The 16,611-nt window shown below is 28.5% G+C and carries 12 protein-coding genes; 9 read left to right on the forward strand and 3 right to left on the reverse strand.

The window, feature by feature from the left end; all coding sequences use genetic code 11:
* The first annotated feature begins 16 nt into the window (after positions 1-16).
* Positions 17-1,618 (forward strand): glutamine hydrolyzing CTP synthase, encoded by a 1,602-nt coding sequence (gene pyrG / locus HNP67_RS00780; protein ID WP_184124088.1) that lies wholly within the window; start codon positions 17-19, stop codon positions 1,616-1,618.
* Positions 1,619-1,634: 16 nt separating this feature from the next.
* Here pyrG and HNP67_RS00785 read toward each other — a convergent pair whose 3' ends face one another.
* Entirely contained in the window at positions 1,635-2,159 is a 525-nt protein-coding gene (locus HNP67_RS00785; protein ID WP_184124089.1) for a DUF1761 family protein, read from the reverse strand.
* A 140-nt stretch (positions 2,160-2,299) separates the two neighbouring features.
* On the opposite strand from HNP67_RS00785, the gene HNP67_RS00790 reads away from it, so the two are divergent.
* The 5 genes from HNP67_RS00790 to recG all read left to right on the forward strand — a co-directional run bounded on the left by HNP67_RS00790 (position 2,300) and on the right by recG (position 10,533).
* Entirely contained in the window at positions 2,300-2,887 is a 588-nt protein-coding gene (locus HNP67_RS00790) for a hypothetical protein (RefSeq protein ID WP_184124090.1), read from the forward strand.
* A gap of 242 nt (positions 2,888-3,129) precedes the next feature.
* The gene (locus tag HNP67_RS00795; RefSeq protein ID WP_184124091.1) at positions 3,130-4,299 is read left to right on the forward strand and encodes a methyl-accepting chemotaxis protein; all 1,170 of its coding nucleotides are present in this window, start codon (positions 3,130-3,132) and stop codon (positions 4,297-4,299) included.
* Between the two features lie 130 nt (positions 4,300-4,429).
* A complete protein-coding gene (dnaE, locus tag HNP67_RS00800; RefSeq protein ID WP_184124093.1) occupies positions 4,430-7,873 on the forward strand; it encodes a DNA polymerase III subunit alpha in 3,444 nt (1,147 codons plus the stop codon).
* 11 nt (positions 7,874-7,884) lie between these two features.
* Positions 7,885-8,463: a YggT family protein gene (locus tag HNP67_RS00805; RefSeq protein ID WP_184124096.1), complete on the forward strand. Its 579-nt coding sequence runs from the start codon at positions 7,885-7,887 to the stop codon at positions 8,461-8,463.
* A 9-nt stretch (positions 8,464-8,472) separates the two neighbouring features.
* Entirely contained in the window at positions 8,473-10,533 is a 2,061-nt protein-coding gene (recG, locus tag HNP67_RS00810; RefSeq protein WP_184124098.1) for an ATP-dependent DNA helicase RecG, read from the forward strand.
* On the opposite strand, the gene HNP67_RS00815 is transcribed toward recG, so the two are convergent.
* Complete coding sequence (locus tag HNP67_RS00815; RefSeq protein ID WP_184124100.1) at positions 10,530-11,318, reverse strand: M15 family metallopeptidase; 789 nt, start codon at positions 11,316-11,318, stop codon at positions 10,530-10,532. The two genes, recG and HNP67_RS00815, sit on opposite strands and share 4 nt — an antisense overlap.
* A 108-nt stretch (positions 11,319-11,426) precedes the next feature.
* Between HNP67_RS00815 and HNP67_RS00820 the strand changes: the two genes are divergently transcribed.
* The 3 genes from HNP67_RS00820 to murD all read left to right on the forward strand — a co-directional run bounded on the left by HNP67_RS00820 (position 11,427) and on the right by murD (position 15,564).
* Positions 11,427-12,776 carry an MATE family efflux transporter gene (locus HNP67_RS00820; protein WP_184124102.1) on the forward strand — a complete coding sequence of 450 codons (1,350 nt, stop codon included), beginning with the start codon at positions 11,427-11,429 and terminating at the stop codon, positions 12,774-12,776.
* A gap of 67 nt (positions 12,777-12,843) precedes the next feature.
* On the forward strand, positions 12,844-14,190 hold the full coding sequence (locus HNP67_RS00825; RefSeq protein ID WP_184124104.1) for an MATE family efflux transporter: 1,347 nt from the start codon (positions 12,844-12,846) through the stop codon (positions 14,188-14,190).
* An 18-nt stretch (positions 14,191-14,208) separates the two neighbouring features.
* Positions 14,209-15,564, forward strand: a complete 1,356-nt coding sequence (murD, locus tag HNP67_RS00830) for a UDP-N-acetylmuramoyl-L-alanine--D-glutamate ligase (protein ID WP_184124106.1) — start codon at positions 14,209-14,211, stop codon at positions 15,562-15,564.
* Here the strand turns inward: murD and HNP67_RS00835 are convergent.
* Positions 15,561-16,604 carry a lipid II:glycine glycyltransferase FemX gene (locus HNP67_RS00835; RefSeq protein WP_184124108.1) on the reverse strand — a complete coding sequence of 348 codons (1,044 nt, stop codon included), beginning with the start codon at positions 16,602-16,604 and terminating at the stop codon, positions 15,561-15,563. The genes murD and HNP67_RS00835 overlap by 4 nt on opposite strands.
* Between the last annotated feature and the right edge of the window lie 7 nt (positions 16,605-16,611).

Raw genomic sequence — 16,611 nt, forward strand, 5'->3', positions numbered from 1 at the left:
TAATTTTGGGGTATACATGAAAAAAAACTTAAAGATTTTAGTAATAACAGGGGGAGTGATCTCTGGAATTGGCAAAGGAGTTACATCGGCAAGTATTGCACGGTTGTTTAGATATGATTTTAGAGTTACTCCAATTAAATGTGATGGGTATTTAAATACTGATCCTGGGACTATTAATCCTGTTGAGCACGGAGAAGTTTTTGTGCTTGATGATGGAGGAGAGGTTGATATGGACTTTGGTCATTACGAGAGGTTTTTAAATCTTAATGCGAAGTCTAGTTGGAACATTACAATGGGCAAAATATACAAAAAGATACTTGAAAATGAGCGAAAGGGTAAATATTTAGGAAGAACAGTTCAGCTTATTCCTCATGTTACTGATGAGATCAAGTCTACAATTTTTCAGATTGCAAGTTCTGAGAGTAGCGATATGTTAATAATTGAAATTGGTGGAACCGTAGGAGATATGGAAAATATTTTATTTATTGAGACAGTAAGGCAAATAAGACAGGAGATTGGAAGTGGCAATATTGCTTTTATTCATTTAACCTATGTACCAAGTCCAGCTGGAATTAATGAGCAAAAGTCTAAACCTACTCAACAGAGTGTTAAAACCCTAAATAAAGCGGGCATTTTTCCTGATTTAATTATTGCTAGAAGCTCTCAAGTATTGACAGATCAAATCAGAAAAAAAGTGGCAATGTTTTGTAATGTTGAGAGTACTTCTATTATTGACAATGTTGATGTTTCTACTATTTATGAAATTCCTATATCTTTTTACAAACAAGGGGTACATGAAATTTTAAGCTCTAAGTTAAATATTAAGGTTGATCCAAAAATAGAAGAGCTTTCAAAGCTTGTAGGAGTTATAAAATCCAATTTTTTTGCGCCTAAAAAAATTATTAATATTGCTGTTTGTGGTAAATATGCTGAACTTGATGATTCTTATGCATCAATTAGAGAGTCCTTGGTTCATGTTGCAGCTAATTTAGATTTGCTTATTAAAAGCACTTTAATTGATTCTAATGATTTGAATGAGAGCTGTTTAAAGGAGTTTGACGGTATTATTGTTCCTGGCGGCTTTGGGGGCAAAGGATATGAGGGTAAAATTATGGCTATTAAATATGCTCGTGAGAATAATATTCCTTTTCTTGGAATTTGTCTTGGTTTGCAGCTTGCTGTAATAGAATTTGCTCGTAATGTTTGCGGAATACTTGATGCTGATACGGAAGAAAATTTAGTAAAAGATGAACCTTTAAAAAGCCCTGTTATTCATTTACTTCCTGAGCAAAAGGGAATTGAAGATAAGGGTGCTACAATGAGGCTTGGGGGATATCCTGTAATTCTTAAAAAGAATACAATAGCTTTTAAGCTTTATGGTCAAGGTCGGATAATTGAAAGATTTAGACATAGGTATGAAGTTAATAATGATTATATAGATTTATTTGAAAAAAATGGACTTATAGTATCTGGATTTTCAAGTGATTTTAAAATGGCAAAATTAATAGAAATTCCTAAAAATAAATTTTTTGTAGCTTGCCAGTTTCATCCAGAACTTATTACAAGAATAGAAAATCCAGCCAAACTTTTTATGGGGCTAATTAAAGCTTGCATTTGAGTGTCTATTTGGTTGTCTAATGAGTAGGCAGGTTTTCAAAATTAATGTTTGTAGTGTTCTCAAATTGCAATATTTTGTAGCTTAAAAATAATTTAGAGAATATGGTTAGTAATATTATTATTAAGAGGTCAAAAAAAGCATTAGCTATTGTTAAATTAAATGGTCTTTTTTCATAGATTATATCGTTTATTACTTTGGGCAAGCTAAATGCAAGCCAAGTTATGCTAGATATTAGTATTGCAGATAATATGTTGTAATTCAAGTCTGTTAAGTTTCCAAGAGAGTTGTTAGTAAGAGTTATTAAATTATTGAATAAATTGATAAGAGCATTTACTAAAAAACTTTGTAATAAATGATTTAAAGCTAAAATAAAGACAACAATTATTTTATATTGTTTTTTTTGAGTATTTAATGCGTTGGTATTGTTAATTATTTTTTTTAATAATATCTTTCGGTATATTATTTCTAATAATATTTTAAATAAAGTCATACTGATTATTAATATTAGATTGATATTTGAGAACATAAATTTGATTAACATAATTTTTCCTTTCATTTTAGGCAATGATTTAATTATAATTAGTATAATAATAAAATGTTTTTATTTCTTTAATAAGATTCGAATTTTATTATATTTATATAATAGCTTTAATTTTTGGCAATTTTTATTAGGAGGATTGAATGAAAGAAGAAGACATTAGAAAAACAATTTTAATGAAAAGGCTAGTTAAATATTTTTTTGATGAGCTTAAGTATAGAATGAAGATTCCTTGTCTGAGAATAGGCAATAAGGAGATAAGCACCAAGTACATACTTCTTAATCTTTTCAGGAAAATTGCAAATCTTCCTTTTAATAAGCAATATGAGATAGAAGAGCAGTTTGCTCTTGAAGTTGGTGAGAGAGTTGTGCTTACAGATGCTGTTTTGATTAAAAGAATTGATCATGAAAGATGCGTTATTGTTGGGATTATTGAAGCAAAAACGGATCAAGTTGATCTTGATTATGAATTTAATAGATTTTTTCTTCAGGACAAGAAAATCAATGTTCTTTTTTGGCAGCCCAAAAAAGTTATTCTCAAACAAGATGATAAATTATTTAAAGCAGAATCAGACGATATTTTTAATTTTGATAATGATTTTAACTTGCCAAAAGTTAAGGCCAAATTAGAAGAGTTTATAGATATTTTTTTATGTTTTTTTTCTTACAGAGATATTCTTTTCGAGTATAATGAGGTTAGTGGGCGTTACTCTTGGGTAAAAAGAAAGTAAATTTAATTTAAAATTAGTTTTAAATTTTATTAAATGAGGAGAATGATTTGTATCTTTAGATGGTTTTGTGGTTTAATATGAAAGCTTAAATTTATTTCAAAGTAGTTAATTTTTACCATTTTAATGTAAAAATATTTTTTTGTTTAGTGATGTATTTGATTTGATATTGAAGTTGTAATAATGTGTCAAATTAAGTACTTGGGGCTCTATTCAAAAAAAAGTTTTTGTGGTAGAATCCCCTTATGAAAAAATTTTCGTTTTTTAAAAAAAAGAAAAAAGTTGTTGATTTAAATCTTTTAAATGATGTCGGTAATGACAAAAAAGATTTAAGTACTTATGAATATAAAGCTCCTGTTAAGGAAATGCTAAAGGGATTTTATCATACCAAGGCTTCCATTTCTACTCTAAAAGTAGGATTTGAGTCATTACAAAGAATTTTGTTTTCTGGAATAGAAGATTTTGATCAGATATTTTCCACTTTTGTTGAGATGACAAATAATGCTCGTGATCAGATAAGCGTTATTTTTAGTGATCTTGGTAAAAATAATAAGGAAAAATTAAATCAAATATCTTCTGTTATTGTTGGAATTCAGGGCAGTTTGGAAACAATAAGTAATTTTCTGGGTGCTACCAATATGATTTCTCTTAATGCAAAGCTTGAGGCTGCAAGAGCCAAAGAATATGGTAAAGGATTTTCTGTTGTTGCAGATGAGATTAAGCGGCTTTCTGATCAGGCAAAAGGTGTTATGAATATGATTTCTGTAAAGGAAATTGAAGAGGTTTCTAAAGATTTAATTTCTCACAACCTTAATGATTTGCAGATTGATATTGATAAGTTCTTTGCTGAGATTCTTGAACAGCTTAATTATCTTGAGAGCATATTTAAGCGTTTTTCAAGAAGTCAAGAAGAATTTTCTTCTTTGATTGAAAATCTTGAAAGCATAGATGCTAATATGGCTTATTATACAAGAAACTGTGATTCCTTGATTAGCTCTGCTACTTTTATGTTGTCTAATGATGAATTTTTAAAGGAGCTGGAATTTATTCTCTCAGAGCAATTTTCTTGGATTAATAATTTAAGATTACTTGTTGAGGGACAAAGGTCAATATTTCTTCAAACAGATTCTTCCAAACATGGGTTTGGATTGTTTTATAAAGGACTGTCTCCTAAGAATGATGCCATCAGGCAGTTGTGGGAAGAAGTATACATTCCTTATTTAAATATTAATAAGTTTGCAGCTGAAATTTTGATTATATTTAGGGTAGAGAATCGTAATGATAGCAGTTTAAGGCAAGCTAAAGATTTTTTGTCTCAAGCTGAAAGTTTATCTGAAGAAATTGTTAGAAAGCTTGAGCACATTAAAAAGATGGTAATTGAATTGGATAATCAAGGAATTAGTATTTTTTCTTGATTATTTTGATAAGATTGATTGCATTAATTTAAATTAGAGATTTAAAAATTATTATGGCTTTTTAAGTTTTTATTTATTTAACTAAGGTTTATTAAAAATCAAGTTTTATTTTGATAAAATAATTTTAGGTATGAGTTTTAGAGCTAGATTTATTCATCTCCATGTGCATTCAGATTATTCTCTTTTAGACGGAGCTGCAAAAATATCAGATATTATTTCAAAAGCAAAAAAATGCAATATGTCGCATATTGCATTAACAGATCATGGTAATCTTTTTGGAGCTATTAAATTTTATAAAGAAGCTAAAAAAGCGGGAATTAAGCCGATAATTGGCATTGAAGCTTATATGGCAAAAACTTCTAAGTTTTTAAGAAAACAGGATGATCTTGGGAAAATGTCTTACCATTTAATTTTGCTTGCCAAAAATGAGTTAGGTTATAAAAACTTATTAAAGTTAACAAGTATTTCTTATCTTGAAGGGTTTTATTATCGTCCAAGGATAGATAAAGAGGATCTTGAAAAATATTCAGAAGGTTTGATTTGTACTTCAGCTTGCATTGGGGGGCTTATTCCAAGACTTATTTTGGCCAATAGATTTAAAGATGCTGAGAATGAAATTATTTGGTTTAAAAAAGTTTTTGGTAATGATTTTTATCTTGAGCTTCAAAGGCATGGCATTAAAGATCAAGACATTGTAAATGAAAGGCTGGTTGAGTATTCTAGGAAGCTTGGAGTTCCTTTAACGGTAGCTAATGATTCTCATTATGTTAACAGGGAAGATGCAACTGCTCAAGACATCATTGTTTGTATTGGTACTGGTGCTAAGAAAAGCGATGAGAATAGATTAAAAATGGAAACCAATGAATTTTATATTAAATCTCAAGAGGAAATGTGTGAACTTTTTAAGGATTTGCCCGAAGCTTTAGAAAATACTGTAAGGATTGCAGAAAAATGTGATGATTTTAAAATAACTTTTCCAGGTCCTATTTTGCCTGATTATCAAATTCCTGTTGAATTTAATACTCTTGGTGAATATTTGGAACATCTCACTCTTGAAGGGTTGAAATTTAGATATAAAACTTTGACAAGCAAAATAAAAGATAGAGCTTTTTATGAACTTGGCATAATAATTGGAATGGGTTTTGAAGGCTATTTTTTAATTGTTTGGGATTTTATTAAATTTGCTCATGATCACGATATTCCTGTTGGAGCTGGGCGTGGTTCTGGTGCTGGTTCAATTGTAGCTTATGCTCTTAGGATTACTGATATTGATCCTTTAAAGTATAATTTACTTTTTGAGAGATTTTTAAATCCTGAGCGTATTTCTATGCCCGATTTTGATATTGATTTTTGTTTTGAAGGTAGAGATGAGATTATAAAATATGTTACCAACAAATATGGAGAAGATAAGGTAGCTCAAATAATTACTTTTGGAACTTTAAAGCCTAAGGCTGTAGTTAAGGATGTGGCTAGAGTTTTAGATATTCCATTTGCTGAATCAAATGAACTTACTAAGTTTATTCCTGATGGGCCTAAAGTTTCTTTAAAAGAGGTTTTAGACGACAATTCTTTGAAAGAGTATTTTACTAGCAAGCCTGTTTATAAAGAATTAATGAATGCTGCATTGGTTCTTGAGGGAATGAATAGGCATGCTTCAACTCATGCTGCAGGAATTGTAATTTCTAAAACCCCTTTGACCGACTATGTGCCTCTTTATAAGGATTATAAGCAAGGTTCTGTTTCTACTCAATACACAATGGATTTGCTTGAAGAATGTGGGCTTGTTAAGATGGATTTTCTTGGTTTGAAAACATTGACGTTAATAAAGAATGCAGAAAATCTTATTAGAAGTGTAAATCCAGATTTTAAAATAAAAAATATTCCAGATAATGATTCTAAGACTTTTAAGATGTTAGGAGAAGGAAGAAGTGCGTCTGTTTTTCAGTTTGAATCTGAAGGAATGCAGCAAATCCTAAAAGACGCAAAGCCTGATAGCATTGAAGATTTAATAGCCTTAAATGCTCTTTATAGGCCAGGTCCTATGCAATTTATTCCTCAATTTATTGCTGCTAAAAAAGGTGTTAAGAGAATTAAATATCCTCATCCAGATTTAAAGGAAGTTTTAAGGCCAACTTATGGGGTTATTGTTTATCAAGAACAAGTAATGGAAGTTGCAAAAATAATTGGAGGCTTTTCTCTTGGCAAAGCTGATATTTTAAGACGTGCTATGGGCAAAAAGAAAGAAGACGAGATGAATGAAATGAAGGTCGACTTTTTAAGAGGCGCTATTGAGAAAGGATATGACAAAGAAATTGCTAGTGAAATTTTTGAACTTTTAAAGCCTTTTTCGGGATATGGATTTAACAAATCGCATGCAGCGGCGTATTCTTTAATAGCATATCAAACTGCTTATCTTAAGGCCAATTACCCTGAATATTTTATGGCTGCCAATTTGACTAATGAAATTAATAATAATGATAAACTTTCTTATTATATTGAAGAGTCAAAAGCTATAGGTATAAATGTGCTCAAACCCGATATAAATCAATCATTTAGGGAATTTCGTGTAACTGATTTTGGAATTTCTTATGGGCTTAATGGGATTAAAAATCTTGGAGGAATTGTTGTTGATTTAATAATTGATGAGAGAGAAAAAAATGGCAAATATAGTTCTTTTGAAGATTTTATAAGACGTGTAGATGATAAAGTAATTAATAAGAAATTTTTAGAATCTGCAATAAAATCTGGACTTTTTGATGGTTTGGATCAAAATAGAAAAACTTTGTTTGAAAATCTTGATCGTTTGATTGAAGTTGTTTCAGAAGATAAAAATAATAAAAAACTTGGTCAAAATAGCTTATTTGGGGCCCTTGAAAGTCAAGATCCAATTCAGCAAAGTTTTAATTATCAAACTTTTAAAGAGTATTCTTATTCTGAGCTTTTAGGATTTGAAAAAGAGCTTTTAGGATTTTATGTGTCGGGGCATCCCCTGGATCCTTATAAAAAGGCAATTGATAGTTTTTCCAGTTTAAATGTTTTAAAAGATCTTGCTGCCAAAAAAGATAGCATTGTCCAATTTTCTGGCATTTTAAATTCAGTAAAAGTTATTCAGACTAAAAGAAATAATGCAAAAATGGCTTTTGGTATTATAGAAGATTTTAAAGGTGCAATAGATATTGTAGTTTTTACAGAAAGCTATGAAAGGTATAGAAATTTGTTATTTGAAGGTAATGTTATTGGGGTTATAGGCAGGCTTACGTTTAATAGAGACAAATTTTCAATTGTAGTTGAAAAAGTTGTAAATATTGAGAGACTTTCCGAAGATAAAATAAATAATATTCATATTAAATTTTTAAATAATAAATTAAATGACCTACAACTACTTAATTCTTTAAAGGAAAGTATAATTAATTTTGAGGACAATTCTGGATTTTCAAATGTTTATTTTTATTTAAGGGAAAATGGTAAGGATTTAAAATTAAAAATGAATTCAATTTTAAATTTTGTGCCAGATGAGGACAAGCTTGATAAGTTGAGAAAGTGTGTAATAGTTGAAGATGTTTGGGTTGATTAGGAGGTGCTGTATTGATTGTTTTAATAGAAATTTTAATGGTATTTTTGCAGATTTATAGGATTTTAATTTTAATTAGGATCCTTCTTAGCTGGCTTGTGTCTTCAGGGATTAATACCAATGTATTTTTCAGATTTATACATATTGTCACAGAACCATTTTTATCTTTTTTCAGAAAAATTCCTTTTTTTACATTTGGCATGTTTGATTTTTCTCCAATTGCAGCTTTAATAACTTTAACTATTTTTGAAAGAATGTTAGCTTATGGGAATTATAAGCTTTCTACATTTATCATTTTATTTATTGTTGAAGTTTGGGGGATATTTAGAAGCATTTTTATTGCTATAGTTTTCTTTTTATTATTGAGATTGATTTTGTTGCTTTTGAATTTGTTCCAAGGCTCAGACTTATTAAAAACAGTCGATTCATTTTTACTTCCTTTATCTACTAAGATAAGTAGTGTAATTACTGATAAACATATGTCTTACGCTTTGCGTTTGATTGTTGGAAGTGCTTTAATGGTAGCATTTATAATTATTATTGAACAAGTTGTATTTGCTATTAGAGTTTTAGGAACATATTTGCCTTTTTAGGAGATTAAAATGTTTTTACATGAGTTTGAATATGAGCTTAAAGATATAGGTGGTCTTGGTGAGAAAGGGGTTGAAAGGTTAAATAATCTGCAAATTTTTAATGTTAAAGATCTTATTGAGTTTTTTCCTGTAAAATATGAAGATCGTCAAAATATGCAAACTTTTCCGGATTTTTCTAAGGTGAAAAGTTGTGATATGATGACGGTGTTTACTGTTGTGGGGCAAAAAAAATTTGGGGATAGTTCTAAAAAAAATTTAAAGTTAACGGCTAGAAGTGTAAATGATGAGCCTTTTGAAATTTTGCTTTTTAATAGAGCTTTTTTAGAGAATGTTTTTAAAATAGATAAAAAATTCTATATTTATTCTAAATTTACTTATAACGATTATAGTGGTTTATGGAGTTGTTCTAATTTTGACAGTGAAGTTTACAGTGACAAGCCCGAAAGGTTTAAGAAAATTTTTCCGGTTTACTCTTTGACAGAGGGATTAACATCAAAGAAAGTTTCATTATATGTAAAGGAAGCTCTTGAATATTTTTTTAAGTTTGGGCAAGCAGATATTCCTAAATTTTTAATAGAAAAGTATTCTTTATTGTCGTTAAGCGATGCTTTAAAAGAGATTCACTTTCCAAGTTCATTAGAAATGCTTGAAAAGGCAAAAAAAACTTTAATTTACAGAGAAATTTTCTTGCTTCAGTTTTTTTCAAGGTATAGATCTTCTAGGGTTCTTTTCCGAGAGAAAAAGAATTTATCAAGAGATTTGCTTGAAAGGGTTGTTTCAAGTTTGCCCTTTGAACTTACAGAAGATCAAAAAAATTCTGTTGATGAGATATTCTTTGATCTTAGCTCTTCTAAGCCAATGAATAGATTGCTTCAAGGTGATGTTGGAAGCGGTAAAACCCTTGTTGCCTTGCTTTCGGGACTTCCTTTAATTGAAGCGGGATATCAGATAGCGTTTATGGCACCTACTGATCTTTTGGCTCGTCAACATTATGATAATTTATCCAACATATTGTCGTCTTTTAACATTTCAGTAACTCTTTTGACTGGTAGTTTAAAAAAGAAGGATAAGGAGCAAGCATTAGAAAGTATTAGAAATGGAACTTCCGGTTTAATAGTTGGAACACATGCTATTTTTTATGAAAGCACAGAATTTAAAAGATTAGCATATGTTATCATTGACGAGCAGCATAAGTTTGGAGTTATCCAAAGAGAAGAGCTTAAAAACAAAGGAGAAGGTGTTGATATACTTTTAATGTCTGCAACGCCTATTCCTAGAAGTTTTGCGTTAACACTTTTTGGTGATCTTGAAATTTCGTTTATTAAAACCTTGCCTGAGGGTCGTTTGCCCATTACGACTTATTTAGCAAAGCATGGCAATGAAGATAAAGTTTATGAGTTTTTAAGAAAAGAGCTTTTAAAAGGTCATCAGGTTTATTTTGTTTATCCATTAATTTCGTCTTCAGAGAAATTTGAATTAAAAGATGTTAATAATATGTGTTTAAAATTGAAGGAAGTATTTGGCGAATATGTCGTAGATATGCTTCATTCTAAGTTGCCATCCGATTTAAAAGAAGAAATTATGAAAAATTTTTATTTAAAAAAAGTAGATATTTTGGTGGCTACTAGTGTTATTGAGGTTGGAATTGATTGTCCAAATGCAACTTGTATGGTGGTAGAGCATGCTGAGCGTTTTGGACTTTCTACTTTACACCAAATTAGAGGTCGTGTTGGTAGAAGTAATTTAAAATCTTTTTTCTTTTTACTTTATAAAGAGCCTTTGACAAGTTCTGGAAAATTTAGATTAAAAACTATAAAAGAAAATTTGGATGGATTTAAAATAGCAGAGGAAGATTTAAGATTAAGAGGGCCTGGCAATTTATTTGGACTTGAGCAAGCAGGATATTTGAAATTAAAAATAGCTAATTTTGTTGATGATAGAGATGTCATAGTGTTGATCAGAGAAGAACTCGATTTATTTTTTTATGATAATTCTGTTTATGACAAGCTTGATATTGATTTATTAGATAATCTTTTTTGTTCTTATTTGAATGTTGGAAGAAGTATTTAGCTTGCGTATTTTTCAATTAGCCCAATAAGGATTGTTTTGTTATGGTTCCAGAATTCAAGAAGCTTATGTTGTAAATTATTAAAATATTTTTTTTGAATAGAGCATGGTTTAGGCCCTATGTATAAATAGTGCCAAGGCTCTGCTTTATATCCAGTTTCTATTTCATATCCTTTTGGGTATGAAATAGAAAATCCATATTTTAGAGAATTTTCGTAAAGCCATTTTCCTTCTTTTGTGTTTAGTAAATTATCATCTATATTTATAAAATCTATTGCTGTTCCCATATGATGTTGAGAATGGCCTGGAATTGCTGATTGAGTTTCTGCAACTTTTCTTCCATAAGTTTTGACATTGTAATCAAATAAAAATTTTTGGTATTCTTTAGTTCTGTAAGCGGATTTGATTTTAATTTCAATTCCAAATTTTTTTGCATCTTTTATTAATTGAATTAAATCTTTGATTAATATTTTTCTTACTTTAATATTCTTTGCTCCAAGATTCTTAAGATCTTTAAAATCATTAACATATACCAGATCAGGTATTTTATAATCTCCAGGAATTGGTATTTTTTTGTTTATTAGAGTTAATAGGTTATTTTTTTCTGCATCTACTAAAGGCTTTAATTCTTTTAAGAAATGAATAGGATTTTTTTCAATAAAATTTTCAAACTCTTTATTCATTGTTTTGGTAATATTTAGCAGTATTTTTAAATCTTTTTTTGAAATATTGTTGGCCAACAAAGATAGGTTAATAAATAGAAGCAATAAAACATAAATGGATTTCATATTATTTAATTATAATGTATTTTAGTATAATTAATAGTTAATTATATATTCTAGATTGGATTAAATTTAGTTGAAAGTAATAAATAAAGGAGATTGTATATAAGGAATATGATAAAAAAGTTTAAAAATTATGACCAGATAATAAAAGAGCTATTTATTATAGCTATTCCTACAGCTTTTGAATCGCTTTTATTTCAAATGGTAACTTTTTTTGATAATTTCATGATCTCTTATTTGGGTTCTTTTCATGTTACAGGAGTTTCTTTAGCAAATAGAGTAACTTTTCTTTTTTTTATTATTGTATTTGGACTTGGCACAGCTTTAAGCGCTTATGTGTCTCAAGCAATTGCAAAAAAGAAGTTTCTTCAAATAAGACAATCTTTTGCTTATATATTATCAATTGGAACCACAATAGGAATAATTTTTTTTATATTTTCATTTCTTTTTCCAAAAAACATTATCAAACTATTTACAGCTAATCAGAATTCTATAAATTTTGGATCAGAGTATTTAAAAATTATTTCATTATCTTATGTGTTAATGGCATATTCTTTTTTATCGGCTATGGGGTTTAAAAGTGCTAAAGAAGTAAAAATACCTTTATATGTTACTTCCATTGTTGTTTTAATAAATATTATTTTTAATTATATTTTTATTTTTGGTTTTGGCATGGGAATAAAAGGTGCTGCATATGCCACTGTGCTTGCTAGAATTGTTGAGTTTGTTTTTTATTTTTTATATAGTCTGATAAACAGTAATTCATATTATAGGATTAAGTTTAGTGATTTTTTTGCTTCAAAGGTAGTTACTAGAGCTAATTTAAAACTGATTATACCTATTTTGTCTCACGAGATTTTTTGGGTTTTGAGTATAACTATTTTACATGCATTTTATGCCCGTGTTGGGAGCATTGAATACGCTTCATTTGCTGTTGCATCAAATCTTTTTGACATTTGTTTTGTGTTGCTTCATGGCATGGGACTTGCAACAGGGGTTGTTATTGGCCATTTAATGATTTATGATAAGAAACATGTCAGGTCGGTTGGATTTTTTTTATCTTTTTTAGGATTTCTTTTAGGTATTTTTGTAGTTATTTTGCTTATTGGAATATCGGGTTTTGCACCTTATATTTTTAGTAATTTAGATTCTCCCGAACTTGTTAGCGTGTTTATCTATGTTTTTGCAAGTATTGTAGTTTTTAAAGCTTTTACAGCACAGGTTCTTGTTGGAGTTTTTAGAGCTAGTGGCATACCAAATGTTTGTTTTTTTATTGAATCAGGGGTAATTGTTTTTTATACGCTTCCGGTTGCTTATTTATTAGTGTTTTATACAAATTTAAGTTTGCCAATAGTGGTTTTTATTGTAAATTTGGAAGAGATCATTAAAAATATATTTATAATAATTGAATTTTTTCATGATGATTGGATACGAGAGATTGAGTATGAAAAGCTTGCTTGAGTATGGAGGAATGGCAGCTTGGTGTATTTAGTGTTAATAAAAATTGATTTTTTATTTGGAGAAGTTTATGTATTCATTAAGTGCATCAAAAAAGGATAAAATTTATAAAGATCTTTTAAAAATTGCAATTCCAACTGCTATTGAGTTTTTTTTATTTAATTTTATTTCCCTTACAGATAATGCTATGGTTGCATATCTTGGTGATTATCCTGTTGCAGGAGTTTCTCTTGCAAATAAATTTTTTGAGCTGTTTGTTACTATTGGGTTTGCTATGGTGGGGGCTTACAATATAATAGCCACAAGGCAATACAATCAGGGGGATTTTAAGAGCTTTAGAAATACATTTTTTATTAGTATATTTACTATTATTTTATTTTCTTTACCGTTTGTATTTATTTCTAGAGCAAACCCTTTTTTTTTACTTAGATTTATTTCTAATGATGTGCAGGCAGTTTATTATGGTGCTATTTATTTAAACATAGCTATTTTTTCTTTCGTATTTGCAATTATAAAAGGGCTTGTTGCTAATGCTCTTAAGGTTGTTGAAATTGTTAAATTTCAAGTATACATTTCTGTTTTTGCAGTTTTTTTGAATTTTATATTTAATTATATTTTTATTTTTGTTTTTCATATGGGTGTCGTTGGGGCTGCTATTGCAACAACAGTTGTTCGTACCTTAGAGCTTGTTGTTTATCTTGTTTATACAGTATTTAACAAGAAATCAATTTTAAACCTTAAGCTTAATGATTTAAATATTAACATTAAGCTCTTTGTTCAGTTAATTAAATTTTTTATTCCAATCCTTTTAAATGATTTTATTTGGTTTTTTGGATATCTTGTGTTGACGTCAATTTTTATAGGAATTGATATTCATAGATATGCTGCTTACAGCATATCTTTTTCTGTTTATTTTATTATCTTTAATATAATTAATTCCTTTTGTATTTCTTTAAATATTATGATGGGGTATGAAATGCATAATAGTAAAAAAGAAGTCATGAAAGTTGCAATTTATTTAGGTAAAATTGGTTTAAAACTTGCTTTTTTAACATCTTTTGCATTGTTTTTGTTTTCATTTTTTGCTCCTTATATTTTTTATACATTAAAATATTCACACCTTATAGGAACTATTTTAAGGTATTCTTCTGTTTCTGCCTTTTTTATGGCCCTTGCTTTTCAGTATCTTTTTGGATTTTTCCGTGCAGGAGCATCTCCAAGTTTTGGTGCTATTATGGAAGGTTCTGTAACTTTTGTTTATACTATTCCTATTGCTTTTGTTTTAGCAAATTATACAAATTTGCCTTTTGAAATTATTGTTTTTATTCCAGCTCTTGAGGATGCAATCAAACTTGCTATTTCACTTCCTTATTTTTATAGTGAAAGGTGGATTAAATCTATTAAAACAGGTTGGTAGGTTTGATATAATCTTATTGTGCGCTTAGACGAAATTAAAAATTTAAAATTTTTAGTAATGGGGTTAGGTATTAATGGGGGAGGAGTAGCTCTTTCTAGATTTTTATTAAAGCGTGGGGCAAAGTTGGTAATTACTGATCTTAAAAGTGAGGCAGAATTAGCTTTAAGTATTGATTCTTTAAAAGATTTTGATAATCAAATTAGGTATGCTTTAGGTAAGCACGATATAAACGATTTTAAAAACGCTGATATTGTTGTGAAAAATCCTAGTGTTAAGCCCAATAACAAATATTTAAAGTTTGCAAAACGAGTTGAGACAGATATTAGTTTATTTTTAATATTTAACAAGAATCCTATAATAGCAGTAACGGGTACTAAAGGCAAATCAACTCTTGTGTCTCTTTTGTATCAGGTTTTGAAAAAAAAATATCCAAGAGCAAAACTTGGAGGAAATATTGGTGTGTCTCCTTTGAATTTTTTTGATCAACTTGATGGAAGATCTCCCGTGATTTTAGAGCTTTCTTCTTGGCAATTGCAATCTTTAGATAATTTTAATCCTATTCTTAGCATTATTACAAATGTTTACAACGATCACCAAAACTACTATTTAAATTTTGATGACTATATTATCGATAAGTCGAAAATTTTTGTAAATCAAACTTCAGGAATTGTTATTATTCAGGATAAGGCTTATTACAAATATTTTTCAAAATTTAAATCAAAAGCCAAAGTTATTTTATTTTCCGAATCCAATCCTTGTGATTTTGATCAAGATATTTTTTATTGTAGTAAAGGCAAAGTATATTTTAATGACAATTTAATTGGAAGTTTTTCTGAGTCACAAGTTATTTTTATGATCCCCAAGTTTATTACTTTTTTTGCTTCGCATTATTTAAATATAGACCTTAATCATACATCTCAAATTTTAAATAATTTTAAAGGCATTGAGCATAGATTAGAGTTTGTTAGATTATTTCAAAATGTAATGTTTTATAACGATACAGCTTCAACTATTCCTGAGTCTACGGTTTTGTCTGTTAAAAGTTTAAAAACAAATGATAATCACATTAACTTAATTGTTGGGGGAACTGATAAAGAACTTGATTTTTCAAGTTTTAGCAAGATAATAAATGTTGTGAAAACTTGGATCTTAATAGAAGGTAGTGCAACTGTAAAAATTATTAAGATTTTAGAAAAAAGTAGTATACAATATTTTGTATTTGATTCTTTAAAAGGTGCAGTAAATTATTCTCTAAAAATTTCAATTCCAGGTGACATTGTATTATTTTCCCCCGCTAGTGCTTCTTTTGAGCTTTTTAATAATGAGTTTGATAGAGGCTTGCAATTCAAAAATTTGGTTAATATGCTTGGTTAAATTTTTTTTCTTATTACTTTGTAATAAAAGTATCTGAGTTTTTCAAGATTTGCATAAATCTTATAAATAAAATTTTTGTAAGTAAAATCATAACAGCCAATTCTGTGAATAATATTTCCTCCAAATCCTGTTTTAAAACCATAAAGCCCATATAAGGGGTGTTTTTTATTTGCAATTGGGGGAATTCCTAATAAATCATATTCTTTTATTCCTAAATTTTTTAAGATTTGTATTGCTTTAAATTGCACTGCGTAATTGGGCATTAAATTTCTGTATTCTTTGCTTGAAGCCCCGTAAAGATAGACTGCTTTTTCCTTGTAAATTCCAACTATTATGCCAGAAATAATTATGTTGTTGTAAAATGCAATTATCAATTTTATTTGGGCATTTTTGTCTTGTTTGAATATTTTAATGAGGTTTTGTATATATTCTTTTGAGTGAATAGTAAATTTATCTCTTTCGCTAGTTTCTTTGTAAAGTTTGTAAAATTCATTTAAATATACAAATTTATCATCTATTATTATATTCAGATTTTTTTTTGTGCTGAGCTTTATATTGTATCTTGTTTTTTTTTTCATGTTAAGCAAAATATTCTCAAGAGAATTATTTAAGTTTAGTATTGTTGTGTTTGAAGGCTGTATGTCATCGAATGATTTTTTTAGGTATTTGATTTTAATTTTTAGTGGAAAGTATTTGTCATTTAGTGTTCTTTGATAGTAATACATTAAATCGAATCTTAAAAAAATTGTATTTTTATGTAAGTATGGTTTTATTTTTATGCTAAATTCTTTAATACTTTTGCTGATTTTATCAATATTAATGTTCTCAAGAGTTTTGTTTGAGAATTCCGGATGTGGAATATATGCTAAGTAAAAATTTTTAAACAGTCTTCTTTGCATTACAACAATTTTACCAAGAACATTACTTTCAAATGCTAAGGCTTTCCAATTGTTGTTTTTTGTTGTTTTTATTAATGCCCACAGTTCGCTTTGAAGATAATTTTCTTCCATTTCTTTTGTTTTTATTTTTTTAATAGTCATTAATAGC

Origin of the sequence: Borreliella californiensis, assembly GCF_014205885.1 — a bacterium.
Taxonomy (GTDB): domain Bacteria; phylum Spirochaetota; class Spirochaetia; order Borreliales; family Borreliaceae; genus Borreliella; species Borreliella californiensis.

What these genes read in the sequence shown, in the direction of transcription:
- pyrG (WP_184124088.1), top strand. Translation starts at nt 17, where the DNA reads ATGAAAAAAAACTTAAAGATTTTAGTAATAACAGGGGGAGTGATCTCT.
- HNP67_RS00785 (WP_184124089.1), bottom strand. Translation starts at nt 2,159, where the DNA reads ATGTTAATCAAATTTATGTTCTCAAATATCAATCTAATATTAATAATC.
- HNP67_RS00790 (WP_184124090.1), top strand. Translation starts at nt 2,300, where the DNA reads ATGAAAGAAGAAGACATTAGAAAAACAATTTTAATGAAAAGGCTAGTT.
- HNP67_RS00795 (WP_184124091.1), top strand. Translation starts at nt 3,130, where the DNA reads ATGAAAAAATTTTCGTTTTTTAAAAAAAAGAAAAAAGTTGTTGATTTA.
- dnaE (WP_184124093.1), top strand. Translation starts at nt 4,430, where the DNA reads ATGAGTTTTAGAGCTAGATTTATTCATCTCCATGTGCATTCAGATTAT.
- recG (WP_184124098.1), top strand. Translation starts at nt 8,473, where the DNA reads ATGTTTTTACATGAGTTTGAATATGAGCTTAAAGATATAGGTGGTCTT.
- HNP67_RS00815 (WP_184124100.1), bottom strand. Translation starts at nt 11,318, where the DNA reads ATGAAATCCATTTATGTTTTATTGCTTCTATTTATTAACCTATCTTTG.
- HNP67_RS00820 (WP_184124102.1), top strand. Translation starts at nt 11,427, where the DNA reads ATGATAAAAAAGTTTAAAAATTATGACCAGATAATAAAAGAGCTATTT.
- HNP67_RS00825 (WP_184124104.1), top strand. Translation starts at nt 12,844, where the DNA reads ATGTATTCATTAAGTGCATCAAAAAAGGATAAAATTTATAAAGATCTT.
- HNP67_RS00835 (WP_184124108.1), bottom strand. Translation starts at nt 16,604, where the DNA reads ATGACTATTAAAAAAATAAAAACAAAAGAAATGGAAGAAAATTATCTT.